This window comes from Nakamurella aerolata (genome assembly GCF_013002705.1).
GTDB classification, from domain to species: domain Bacteria; phylum Actinomycetota; class Actinomycetes; order Mycobacteriales; family Nakamurellaceae; genus Nakamurella; species Nakamurella aerolata.
In genome coordinates this window covers 147,415-159,717 of sequence record NZ_JABEND010000009.1, presented here as the reverse complement: position 1 = coordinate 159,717, position 12,303 = coordinate 147,415, and the positions used below count along the sequence as shown (strand labels likewise).

Sequence of the window (12,303 nt, the reverse complement as noted above, 5' to 3'; positions counted from 1 at the left end):
TCGAGGTCTTCCAGGTGGGCCGGTGTGAGAACCCCCATCATGCGGAAGACCTCGACACCCACCCGCAACCGGTCCCCGGCTCAGCCGATCAGACCTGCGCTACACCCTCCATTGTGAAGAGCCATGAAAGCAGCCTAATCAGAACTACAAGAAACTTTCAGTTGTCCTAATCACCGATTCGGCGCTTGACTGATTCGGTGACCTCTCGCGACCGACTGCTCGGGCTGGCTGTCGCCGTGCTCTGGGGCGTCAACTTTCTTGCCATTCACGCATCCCTGCAACAGTTCCCGCCGTTCTTTCTGGTAGCGCTGCGGTTCACCATCATCGCCATCCCTACCATGCTGCTGGTGCCATGGCCGCGGGTGCCGGTGCGCTACCTGCTCGGCTACGGCCTCGGGTTCGGCACCCTGCAGTTCCTGTTCCTGTACTGGGCCATGTCTTCCGGGATGCCCACCGGATTGGCATCGCTGGTGTTGCAGTCGTCCGCCCCGTTCACCGTGCTGCTCGGCGCCACCCTGCTGCACGAGAAGCTCGCCCGCGAACAGATTCTCGGCATCCTGCTGGCGGCCGCCGGTCTCGCGGTGGTGGGCTGGCAGCAGTTCGGGGCGGCCGCTCTCGGGCCGTTCCTGCTGACCCTGTGCGGCGGACTCGGGTGGGCGTTCGGCAACCTCTCCAGCCGGCTCGCCAAGCCGGCCAAACCGCTGCAGCTGACGCTGTGGATGTCGGTGGTGCCACCGGTGCCGATGCTGGCGGTATCGCTGATGGTCGAAGGGCCGGCGGCAATCGGCCGCTCGTTCACCGGGCTGGGCAGCAGCACCGGCGTCTGGGCACTGGCCGGGCTGGCCTACACCGTGTTGCTCGGCACCGTTCTCGGCAGCGGGCTGTGGACCATGCTGCTCTCGGCGTATCCGGCGGCCAGGGTGGCCCCGTTTTCCATGCTGGTGCCGGTGGTGGGGCTCAGCTCGGCCTGGCTGGTGCTCGGCGAGACGCTCTCCGCTACCGAGCTGATCGGCTGCGCGGTGGTGGTGCTCGGCGTCGCCCTCGGATCCGGCGCATTCAGCAGATTGCGGGGCTTCCGCGCTCGAGGGCCGCTGCCCGGATTCAGGCGCGATCGGTCGGGCCGCCCGGAACGCCCGTCGGCGCCGGGCGCGACGGCTCCGGTGGACGGCTCGCCGGGAGCGACGGACGGCTCGGCGGAAACAGTGCCGTCAGCAGCAGCTCCCGCGCGGTCGCCGGACTGATCACCGCCTGCGGCAGGTAGCACTGCACCACCAGTCCGTCCATCAGCGCGACGAAGCGCACCGCAGCCTCGCGGGCAGCCGCGTCAGCCGCGGCGGTGGCGCGTCCGGAGTCGGCACCCGCCGCGGCCGGCGTCACCCCGGCGGGGCACGGCAGCGACCCGTCGGCATAGCCGGCCAGATAGCCACGCTGCACCAGCGCGTGGAGCTGGGCGTAGATCTCCCGCTGCCACTGCGCATAGGCGCTCTCGTGCACACTCAATGCCCAGAAGTCCAGCCACAACCGCCAGTGGTCGCGAGCCCGCCGGCCGTCGGCCAGCAGACCGGAAACCATGTGCCGCAAGGCTTCTCGTCCTTCCGGCGCTGCGGCTGCCGACGCCATGATCGGCTCGGAGTAGTCGCGCATCTCGGCCCGCAGCACCTCGGCCAGCACCTCGGCGATGCCGGAGAAGTGGTAGGTGACGGTGCCGACGGCGACCTCACCGGCGGCCGCGACGTCGCGCAGTGTTGTGGCGTGCAGGCCGCGCTCGGCGATCACCTGCCTGGCCGCCTGTACCAGCATCCGTCGGCGAACCTCCCGCGGCTGCCGCCGGGTCACCGACGCGGCGGCAGCACTGCCGGCATCGCGGGTGGATGCCTGCCGAGCGGTGGCAGCGCCGGCGGCGGGCCTGCCGTTTGCCGCGCCGCCGGCATCCGAACCGCTGCTGCGTGCCACCTGCTGCTCCGTTCCTGAAGGGTGGGTAGCCGAACGAGGTGCTAGCCTGGGCTAATCGTACAGCCGCCCGATTAGCCGCTCCGCGCGACAAGTACCGAGCGCGCGACGAGTACCTAGACCGCCACGAGCACAGAGCCGACGAGCACAGAGCCGACGAGCACAGAGACGAGGAAGTCCGTGTACCTGCTGCGCAAACCGATCCTGGCGCTCTCCGCCAGCAACTCCGTGCGCGAGCTGGTGTCGCGGCTGCCCGTCACCCGCGATGTCGTCGCCAGGTTCGTCGCCGGCGAGACCGTCCCCGAGATGATCGACGTCGTCACCCGGCTGCAGCACGACGGGTTGGCGGTGACCGCGGACTTTCTCGGCGAAGACACCACCACCATCGCCCAGGCCGAGGCCACCACCGCCGGATATCTCGAGCTGTTGGACGCCATGCAGCAGGCCGATGTTGTTGCCGGCAGCGAGTTCTCGATCAAGCTGTCCGCCCTTGGCCAGGCCCTGGCCGCCGGCCCGGGCGGCCAGTCCGGCGCCGATTACGCCACCGGCAACGCCCGCCGGATCGCCGAGGCGGCCTATGCCGCCGGCGCCAGGGTGCACCTCGACATGGAGGATCACCGCACCGTCGATGCCACACTCAACACGTTGGCACAGTTGCGATCCGACTTTCCCGACGTCGGCATCGCCATCCAGGCGATGCTGCTGCGTACCCCGAAAGACCTGGTCGAGCTCACCGGGCCGGGCTCGCGGGTGCGGTTGGTGAAGGGCGCCTACAACGAGCCGGACTCGGTGGCCCACACCGACCCGCAGCAGGTCGACCTGGCGTACGTGCGGGCGCTGAAGACGCTGATGAATGGCCAGGGTTACCCGATGGTCGGCAGCCACGACCCGACGATGATCGCCATCGCCGACCGGCTCGCCGCCGATGCCGGCCGCAGCAAGAACAGCTGGGAATACCAGATGCTGTACGGGATTCGGCCGGCCGAGCAGCAGCGCCTGGTGGCTGCCGGCCACACCGTGCGGGTGTACGTGCCGTACGGACAAGACTGGTACGGCTACTTCACCCGGCGGCTCGCCGAGCGCCCGGCCAACCTGATGTTCTTCCTGCGGTCGTTCGGCACCAAGAAATAGCCGGCCGGACTCGCGCCGCCAACCCCACGTGCCCACCGCACTCGCCACCGACCACCACTCGCCAACAACCGTCACTCGCCACCAACCGCCACTGTCAAAACCAGCGCATCGCGCCACCCGCCCACCCGAGGGAGCAGCCATGAGCACCATCGACGCCGTCACCACCCCGCCGGCCCCGGTCAACGAGCCGGTCCTCACCTACGCCCCCGGCACCGCGGAGCGGAAAGAACTGCAAGGGGCGCTGAAGGAGTTCAGCGATCCGCGCGAGCTGCCCGCCGTCATCGGCGGTGAGCGCCGACAGCCGTCCGGCGCCGCCTTCGACGTCACCGCCCCGCACGACAAGGCCCGGGTGCTCGGCCGCAGCGCCACCGCCACCCAGCCCGACGCCGTCGCGGCCGTCGAGGCCGCGGCCGCCGCGGCGCCCGGCTGGCGTGCGCTCTCCTTCGACGACAGGGCGTCCATCCTGCTCCGCGCCGCCGACCTGCTGTCCGGCCCGTGGCGCGCCCGCATCAACGCCGCCACCATGTTGGGCCAGGCAAAGACCGTGCAGCAGGCCGAGATCGACTCGGCCTGCGAGCTCGCCGACTTCTGGCGCTTCAACGTGCACTTCGCCCGACAGGTGCTCGCGGAGCAGCCGATCGCCAATTCCGCTGGGGTGTGGAACCGCACCGACCACCGGCCGCTGGAGGGGTTCGTCTACGCGATCACCCCGTTCAACTTCACCGCGATCGCCGGCAACCTGCCGACCGCGCCTGCGCTGATGGGCAACGTGGTGGTGTGGAAGCCGTCGCAGACGCAGCAACTGGCCGCGTCGCTCACCATGGACCTGCTGATCGAGGCGGGCATGCCGGCCGGCGTCATCAACATGCTGCCCGGCCGCGGCCCGGAGATCTCCGAGGTGCTGCTGGATCACCGCGATCTTGCCGGCATCCATTTCACCGGCTCCACCAAGACTTTCCAGAGCTTGTGGACCACCGTCGGTGGCAACATCGCCGACTACCGCAGCTACCCGCGGGTGGTCGGCGAGACCGGCGGCAAAGACTTCGTCGTGGCCCACCCGTCGGCCGACCCCGAGGTGCTGCGGGTGGCGCTGGCTCGTGGTGCCTTCGAGTACTCGGGCCAGAAATGCAGCGCGGCATCCCGCGCGTACCTGCCGAAGTCGCTGTGGGACACCGACTTCAAAGACCAGCTGATCGCCGAGGTCGAGGGACTCAGCGTCGGCGACGTTGAAGATTTCAGCAACTTCACCTCAGCGGTGATCGACGACCGCGCGTTCGCCAAACTGTCCGGCGCCATCGACAGGGCCAAGGCCACCGACAGCATCGAGATGCTGGCCGGCGGCAGCTACGACGATTCCGTCGGCTACTTCGTCCGGCCGACGTTGCTGCAGTCGACCGACCCGAGCGACGCGGTGTTCTGCGAGGAGTACTTCGGCCCGTTGCTGTCGGTCTACGTCTACGACGACACCGCCGACAGCGCACGCGGCTTCGCCGATGTGCTGACGCTGGCCGACCAGGCATCGCCGTACGCATTGACCGGGTCGATCATCGCGCGGGACCGCGCCGCCATAGCCCAAGCGGCACAGGCATTGCGGTTCACCGCAGGAAACTTCTACATCAACGACAAGCCCACCGGTGCGGTGGTCGGGCAGCAGCCGTTCGGCGGAGCCAGGGCCTCCGGCACCAACGACAAGGCCGGGTCGGCCGCTAACCTGATGCGTTGGACATCGCCGCGGTCGATCAAGGAGACCTTCGTTGCGCCGACCAGCGTCGGGTACCCGCACCAACTCTGACCCTGCCGACCCGGCAGCCCCCTCACCAGCGGCGGCGCCGCGACGGCCGGCCAGGCCCGCTGGGTCAGCCAGGCCCGCTCGGGCGGCGGGAGCCGCGCGGCCAACACCGGCGCAGCACGGCCCCGCGGCCTGGTGGGTGAGCTTTCCGGACCGGCTCTGCACCGGCTTTCTGGCCGTGGTGGTGGTGCTGACGCTGGCGCTGATCACCCAGCAGTTCCGCTGGTGGCTGGTGCTGCCCGGCATCGTGGTGGCGGTGGTGGCCAGCCGCCGGCTGATTCTGCCGGTGCCGCTGGTGAGCCGCGGGCAGCTGCTCGGTGTCACCCTCGCGGTGCTGATCGCGGTCGCCTGGACGGCCATCAACATGCCGCTGGCCGGCCAGGCCATGGGCGTGGTGCGCGATCCCGGCCAGTACACGCTCGCCGGGCTCTACCTGATCGACCACCCGTCCAAGAACATCGCGGTGACGCCGGACGCGTTGCGGACCGCGCTGGAGGTGCCCGGCGTCGTCACCGACTGGAGCGGGCGCCCGTCCACCTCGCTGGTGCGGGTGCAGGGGCCGGGCCTGGTACCGGCGCTGATCGGGCTGCTTGGCTGGTTCTTCGGCCCGGCCGGCGCACTGTACGCGCTGGTGGCGGTGGCCGGGCTGGCGCTGATCGGGCTGTATGCGCTGGCCCGCAGAATGGTCGGCCCGCTCTGGGGGCTGCTGCCGGTGGTGGCGGTGGCGACCGCGATCCCGCTGGCCGCGTTCGGTCGGATCCCGTACACCGAACCGTCCTGTCTGTTGCTGGCCAGCGCGGCCATGGCGGCGCTGTACTGCGCGGCCCGGCGGCGCGACGCGCGGCTGGCGCTGCTGGCGGGCCTGTTCGCCGGGGCCACGGTGATCACCCGCATCGACGGCTGGCTGGTGGTGGCCGGCGGGGTGGTGGCGCTCGCGCTCACCGGCATCTTCGCCAGCGGCGACGGACACCGGCAGCGCCGCGCCGAGGTGCGCCGGATGCTGCTGATGTTCGTCTGGGGCAGCCTGATCACCGCGCTGCTCGGGGTGGCGGAGACCTGGATCAACAGCCCCAACTACTTCGGCGACGTCACCAAGCAGACGCTGCCGCTGATCGGCGGCACCGCCGTGCTGGTCGGGTTGGGGCTGTGGCTGCTGCGGCCCGGCGTCACCGGCCCGTTCGCCGGTTACGCGGCCAGACACCGGACGGGTTTCGCGGCCACCATCGCGGTGCTGACGGGCGTCATCCTGGTGCTGCTGGCCAGCCGTCCGCTGTGGCTGGTGAGTCGGCTGACCGACCCGAAAACCCTGTCAGCGGTACGGAATCGGCAGGCCTACGAGGGTTTGCCGGTCGACCCGGAGCGCTCGTACGACGAGTACACGGTCACCTCGCACGCCTGGTACTTCGGCTGGGCGCTGGTGGCGCTCGGCGGTATCGGCATCGTCTGGTTGGTGTACCGCTGCCTGCGCCGCAGGGACCCGGCACCGCTGGCCGCCCTCGGCCCTGCCGTGGTTTCCGCGGCGGTGTACCTGAACTGGGCGGCCGTCACCCCGGATCAGGTGTGGGCGTTCCGGCGGATGCTGCCGGTGATCGCCCCCGGGCTGCTGGTGGCCGCGGCGTTCGCCGCCAGGCAGCTGGCGGTGACGGTGCCGGCCTGGCTGCGCGCCTACCGGGCCCGCCGGGCACGGCCGGGACGGACGGTCAGCACCGGCGGGACGACGGCGCGCGCGGCCTGGGCCGGGCTGGTGGCTGCCGCCGCGCTGCTGGTGTCGCTGTACCCCGCGTTCACCTGGGGTCCGTTGTTCACCGCTCGGGAGGGGGCAGGGCAGCAGCCGTTCGTCGAGCGGGTGTGCCAGGTGATCGACGGACGCCGCACGCTGGTGGTCGGCAGCAACCCGTCGTTCGGGTTCTTCCTGCCGACCGCGCAGGAGGCGTGCGGAGTGTCCGCGCTTGGTGTCCCGCGGCCGACCCGGACAACCCTTGCGGCCGTTGCGGAAAGCTGGGGCGACCCGGGATCCATCGTCGTCGTCGGCTTCCACGCCGGCGAAATCCCTTGGGCCCCAGGGACGATGCCGTCCGAGCCCGACGACTCCGAGAGCCATCAGATGTGGGCGCAGTGGCTCACCAAGGTGCCGCAGTCCACCATCGACCAGCGCACCGACATCTGGATGGGCACGCTGCAGCCGGACGGCACCGTGCTGCCGCTGCGGAGCTGACCGGCGCTCAGCCTGGCAGGATCTCGTCGAGCGCGGCCAGATCAGCGTCGGTCGGCTCCCATGCTGTGGCCGCCTCGGCATTGGCGTGCACCTGCTCGGGCGTGGTGGCGCCGGCGATCACACTCGCCACCTGCGGTTGCGCCAGCAACCAACCGAACGCCAGTTGCACCATGGTGATGCCGCGCTCGTCGCAGAACCGTTGCAGTGCTTCCAGCACCTCCCACGGCGCCGACTCCAGCAGTGCCGGCTTGAGTTTGGTGATGCGGCCGTCCGCCGGTGCGTTGTCCCGGGTGTACTTGCCGGTGAGCAGCCCGTTCGCCAGCGGGAAGAACGGCAGAATGCCGATGCCGAAGGCCTCGGCCGCGGCGATCACCTCAGCCTCGACATCGCGCTGCAGCATCGAGTACTCGTTCTGCGCCGAGATGAACGGCGTGCGGGAATTGGCCTGCGCGGTCCAGGCGGCGTCGGCCAGCTGCCAGCCGGAGAAGTTCGACGAGCCCAGGTAGCGCACCTTGCCGGCGCGCACCAGATCGTCGAGGGCGGAAAGGGTTTCGTCGATCGGGGTGTCCGGGTCGGGCTGATGCATCTGGTACAGGTCGATCCAGTCGGTGCCGAGCCGGCGCAGCGAGTGCTCAACGGCCTGCTGGAGGTAGCGGCGCGAGCCGCGGGCACCGAAATCCGGGCCGTTGGCGCCGCGGGCGTCCATCCCGAACTTGGTGGCGATCACCACCTTGTCTCGGTCGCCGCCGAGGGCCTTGCCGAGAAATTCTTCACTGCGACCGGCGGGAGCCCCGTAGATGTCGGCGACGTCGAACAGGGTGATGCCGGCGTCGATGGCGGCACGCACCACCGCGGTGGAACCGTCAAGGGATTCGGTGGCGGTGCCCTTGCGGGAGAGGTTGTTGCAACCAAGGCCGGCAGTGGAAACGGCCAGCCCTGAGTTGCCCAATCGTCGTAGCGAGTCAGTCACGCTGGCCAGCGTACGATGCGACGGCAGCCCTACTCCCGCAGGTTTGACACAGCCGAATCGGGATGTCGACCGAGAACCTCAAAGAACGGGGAGCAGCACCTATGGCCGAAGGCCGGATCGCAGTCATCGGTACCGGGTACGTCGGACTTACCTCGGGCACCTGCCTTGCCCATTTGGGCCACGAGGTGGTGTGCGGCGACGTCGACCCCGACAAGGTGGAGCGGATGTCGCGCGGCGAGGTCCCCATCTTCGAGGACGGCCTGCAGGAGCTGATGACGGAGGGCATCGAGTCGGGGCGGTTGACGTTCGTGCACGGCGCCGAGAAGGCCGCAGAGGGCGCGAAGTACATCTTCCTGTGCCTGCCCACCCCGGACGGCGGCGACGGCCGCGCCGACCTGCGCATCGTGCACCAGGTGGTCGCCGAGATCGGTCCACTGCTCGATCCCGGCGCCGTGCTCGTCACCAAGTCGACGGTGCCGGTGGGCACCGCCAAGCAGATCACCGCCACTCTCGCCAGGGACGACGTCGCCGTGGTGTCGAACCCCGAGTTCCTGCAGGAGGGCACCGCTGTCAAGAACTTCATGAACCCGGACCGGGTGGTGGTGGGGTCGGACGACCGGGCGGCGGCCGAGGCGGTGGCGAAGCTGTACGACGGGCTCACCACCTCCAGCGGCAAGCCGGTCACCATGCTGATCACCTCCGCCGAGTCCAGCGAGCTGATCAAGTACGCCTCCAACGCCTTCCTCGCGATGAAGCTGTCGTTCATCAACTCGATCGCCGGGCTGGCCGAGGTGGTCGGCGCCGACGTCCACGAGATCGCCGGCGGGATGGGGCTGGACGACCGGATCGGCCCGAAGTTCCTGCGGGCCGGCCCCGGCTGGGGCGGCTCCTGCTTCCCCAAGGACACCAAGGCGCTGGCCGCGATCGCGCTGGACTACAGCGTGCCGTTCCCGCTGCTCGACGCCACCACTATCGCCAACGAGCAGGCCCAGGAGCGGGTCACCGACCGCATCCGTGAGGCCGCCGGCGGTGACTTGGCCGGTGTGCCGATCGCGTTGTGGGGCTTGACGTTCAAGGCCGGCACCGACGATCTGCGGGACTCGCCGGCGCTGGAGGTGGCGCTGCGGTTGGACACCGAGCGGGCCCAGCTGCGCGGTTACGACCCGACCGTGAAGGCCGATCTGCCGCCGAAGAACGGCTACCCCGCGGTGCCGGTGGCCGCCGACCCTTATGCCGCGGCGGAGGGTGCGCGGGTGGTGGTGCTGCTGACGGAGTGGCCGGAGTTCGCCGACATCGACATCGCCAGGGTGGCGCAGGTGGCGCCCGGTGCGGTGATCGTCGATGCCCGCAACCTGCTGGACGCGCAGCAGGTGCTGGACGCCGGGCTGCGGCTGGTTCCGTTGGGCCGCAAGGGTTAGTGGCTCGGCCTAACCGCTAGGGCCGGCTCAGCTGCAGCTGCCAGTCGTCGATGTACTCGGCGGCGAATCCGGCCTGCGAGTAGGCCAGGTAGAAGTTCCACATCCTGGCGAAGGTGTCGTCGAAGCCGGCCTGGTGGATCTCGGGCAGGTTGCGGTTGAAGGTGTGTCGCCAGGCCGCCAGCGTCGGCACGTACGACAGTCCCAGCCGTACCGAACGGGCGACCCGCAGCCGGGTGCCGCGCAGCACCTCGTCGATGGCCTGCAGCGATGGCAGGATCCCGCCGGGAAAGATGTACTTGTGCACCCAGGTGTAGGCGCCGCGGGTGGCCAGAAAGTCGTTGTGCCCGATGGTGATCGCCTGCAGTCCGACCCTGCCGCCCGGCCGCAGCACCCGGTCCAGCGCCGCGAAATAGTCTGGCCAGTACTTCTCGCCGACGGCCTCGATCATCTCGACGCTGACCACCGCGTCGTAGTCGCCGTGGTGACCGGCGGCGTGGGCTCGGTAGTCCTCCAGCCTGACGTCGATGGCGTCGGACAGTCCGGCCTGCGAGATGCGTTGCCTGGCAAGGTCTTGCTGCTCGACCGACAGGGTGAGGGTGGTGACCGTTGCGCCGCGCTGTGCGGCCCTGATGGCCAGGGCGCCCCAGCCGGACCCGATCTCCAGCACGCTGCTGCCACTTTTCACCCCGGCCAGGTCGAGCACCGAGTCGATCTTGGCGAGCTGGGCCTGCTCAAGGGTGTTGGTCGCGGCCGGGTCGTCTGCGCTGGGGCTGGGGATCGGTTCGGAGTACAACGCGGAGCTGTACGACATGGTGGGGTCGAGGAACAGCTCGAACAACCGGTTCGACAGGTCGTAATGCCGGTGAATGTTCTCCTGCGCCTGGGTCTGGGTGTTCTCCTCCTCGCTGGGGGTGTGCCGTTCCCACAGCGCGCGCAGCTTCTGCAGGGCGGCCGGCATCAGCGACCGGGTGTGCGCGGCCAAAATGGTGAGCACTGCCGCCAGAGTGTCGGTGGCCCTGTTGATCAAAGTGGCATCGTCCGGCTGGCTCTTGCGGCCGGCCGGATGTGACGGCAGCCAGCCGCCTGCCGTCACATCGCCCGTCATCCACGCCTCGCCGAGGCCGATCAACCCGTCCCGGCCCAGCCGAGCGAACAGGTTCTGCGGCTGCAGTACTTGCAGCGCCGGGCCGCCGGCTCCCCAACTGCTACCGTCCGGGAACTGCAGGCTGAGCGGCAGGTTTTTGACCGCATGCCGGACCAGCGCCTTCGCCGCCGCCGCGTGCAGCGGCGCCGTCGGCGGGGTGAACAGACCCGGCCAGATGCCGGCCGAGGGGCTCGGGATCACCCGGTCCCGCGTGGGGGAGAGCAGTGCCATGACACACATCTTTGTCCTGCGGCCGCAGGTTCGTCACGTCAGGGTCCGGTGCGGGCTGGGCAGAGTCTGCGACCGCATGTCGGGCCGGAATGCGTAAGCTCACAGGCCTGATGATCGGAGCCCGTCAGCAGGCCACAACGCCGGCAGCGCGCCCTGCGCTGCTGCGGTGGTTGCTGCTCCTGGCCGTCACGGCGGGCATCGTCGGTATGCATGTGCTGAGCACCGGTGGCCAGCCCGGCCACGGCGCGATGACGATGCCCGCGTCGATGACGATGCCCGCCCCGATCGCCACGCCGGTAGTGGCATCGGGGCCATCGGAAGCCCCAGCGGCCCAGCACCGCCAAGGTGCTGCAATCGGCGCCACCGGTGAGCCCGCGTACCCCATGCCCGCCCAGGCAGCTGCGCAACCCACCGGTGAGCTATCCGACCCGGCGGCGCCGACGCCCGATCATGCGGCGATGACGGCGTGCGTACTGTTCCTCGTCGTCGGCGGGACGCTGCTGCTGCTCGCGCTGGCGCTGCGCTCCGCGCCGGCGACGGGATCGCCGCTACGCCGCGTGCGGTGGATACGCCGGAATCGGCGCGGACCGCCTGGTACCGCGCTGCATCTGCGCCTCGGTGTGATCCGGGTATAGGCCGACCCATGATGCCGGCGCTCGCTCTGCGAGTGCCGGCCTCGTGCTGCCCAGACCCAGACCACTTTTCATCGAGGAGCAATCAAAACATGTCCACCATCGATACCCCTCAACCACAATCACGCCGCGCTGGCCCCGATCAGCCGGCGATCCGGCGCCGCGTCACCGCCGCGGTGTTCGCCGCTGCCACCGCATTGGTGCTCAGCGCATGCAGCAACGACACCGCCGACCCAGGTGCCGGTTCTCCCGGATCAGCTCCTGGCACCGGCATGATGATGGAATCGTCCACCGCATCGTCGAGTTCGCCTGCCGCCGCAGGCCAACACAACGACGCAGACGTCATGTTCGTCACCATGATGATTCCGCACCACCAAGGTGCCATCGAGATGGCTGATCTTGCGCTGGCGCAAGCGGAATCGCCCGAGATCAAGAAGCTCGCCGGCGAGATCAAGGCGGCGCAGGACCCGGAGATTCGCCAGATGCAGGGCTGGCTGCAGCAGTGGGGCGTACCAGCGTCAAGCAGTTCCGCCCCGATGTCCGGCATGAATCACGCCGGCATGGCTCCCGGCAGCATGGGCGAGATGGCGGGCATGGGTTCGGCCGACATGGCAAAGCTCAAGGCCGCCAAGGGAACCGAGTTCGACCGGCTGTTCCTCACCCAGATGATCGCCCACCACAAGGGTGCCATCGACATGTCGAACGCGGTGCTGGCCAACGGATCCGATCCGCAGGTGAAGGCGCTGGCGCGGAACATCGCGTCCGCGCAGCAGACTGAGATCACCACGATGCAGCAACTGCTCGGCGGTCAGTAGCGCCCGCG

9 protein-coding genes and 1 pseudogene are annotated in these 12,303 nt (G+C 69.6%); 7 read left to right on the top strand and 3 right to left on the bottom strand.

Annotated features, from left to right (window positions below; genetic code table 11):
- Positions 1-197 precede the first annotated feature (197 nt).
- A complete protein-coding gene (locus tag HKD39_RS19750; RefSeq protein WP_171200744.1) occupies positions 198-1,241 on the top strand; it encodes an EamA family transporter in 1,044 nt (347 codons plus the stop codon).
- Positions 1,242-1,437: 196 nt separating this feature from the next.
- Here the strand turns inward: HKD39_RS19750 and HKD39_RS20635 are convergent.
- Positions 1,438-1,800 (bottom strand): annotated as a pseudogene (locus tag HKD39_RS20635) (TetR/AcrR family transcriptional regulator); the annotation flags it as partial.
- A gap of 336 nt (positions 1,801-2,136) precedes the next feature.
- On the opposite strand from HKD39_RS20635, the gene HKD39_RS15320 reads away from it, so the two are divergent.
- The 3 genes from HKD39_RS15320 (at position 2,137) to HKD39_RS15310 (ending at position 7,085) form a co-directional block, all read left to right on the top strand.
- On the top strand, positions 2,137-3,081 hold the full coding sequence (locus HKD39_RS15320; protein ID WP_171200762.1) for a proline dehydrogenase family protein: 945 nt from the start codon (positions 2,137-2,139) through the stop codon (positions 3,079-3,081).
- A gap of 148 nt (positions 3,082-3,229) precedes the next feature.
- Complete coding sequence (gene pruA / locus HKD39_RS15315) at positions 3,230-4,873, top strand: L-glutamate gamma-semialdehyde dehydrogenase (RefSeq protein WP_171200761.1); 1,644 nt, start codon at positions 3,230-3,232, stop codon at positions 4,871-4,873.
- Between the two features lie 136 nt (positions 4,874-5,009).
- On the top strand, positions 5,010-7,085 hold the full coding sequence (locus HKD39_RS15310; protein ID WP_171200743.1) for a hypothetical protein: 2,076 nt from the start codon (positions 5,010-5,012) through the stop codon (positions 7,083-7,085).
- 7 nt (positions 7,086-7,092) lie between these two features.
- Here the strand turns inward: HKD39_RS15310 and HKD39_RS15305 are convergent, their stop codons facing one another.
- Positions 7,093-8,055 (bottom strand): aldo/keto reductase, encoded by a 963-nt coding sequence (locus HKD39_RS15305; RefSeq protein WP_343074737.1) that lies wholly within the window; start codon positions 8,053-8,055, stop codon positions 7,093-7,095.
- Positions 8,056-8,156: 101 nt separating this feature from the next.
- Here HKD39_RS15305 and HKD39_RS15300 point away from each other — a divergent pair, with 101 nt between their 5' ends.
- Positions 8,157-9,473, top strand: coding sequence for a UDP-glucose dehydrogenase family protein (locus tag HKD39_RS15300; protein ID WP_171200759.1), 1,317 nt, complete (start codon positions 8,157-8,159; stop codon positions 9,471-9,473).
- Positions 9,474-9,489: 16 nt separating this feature from the next.
- Here HKD39_RS15300 and HKD39_RS15295 read toward each other — a convergent pair whose 3' ends face one another.
- Positions 9,490-10,848: an SAM-dependent methyltransferase gene (locus HKD39_RS15295; RefSeq protein ID WP_171200742.1), complete on the bottom strand. Its 1,359-nt coding sequence runs from the start codon at positions 10,846-10,848 to the stop codon at positions 9,490-9,492.
- 170 nt (positions 10,849-11,018) lie between these two features.
- Between HKD39_RS15295 and HKD39_RS15290 the strand changes: the two genes are divergently transcribed.
- Positions 11,019-11,483: a hypothetical protein gene (locus HKD39_RS15290; protein WP_171200741.1), complete on the top strand. Its 465-nt coding sequence runs from the start codon at positions 11,019-11,021 to the stop codon at positions 11,481-11,483.
- Between the two features lie 89 nt (positions 11,484-11,572).
- Positions 11,573-12,295 (top strand): DUF305 domain-containing protein, encoded by a 723-nt coding sequence (locus HKD39_RS15285; protein ID WP_171200740.1) that lies wholly within the window; start codon positions 11,573-11,575, stop codon positions 12,293-12,295.
- Positions 12,296-12,303 lie beyond the last annotated feature (8 nt).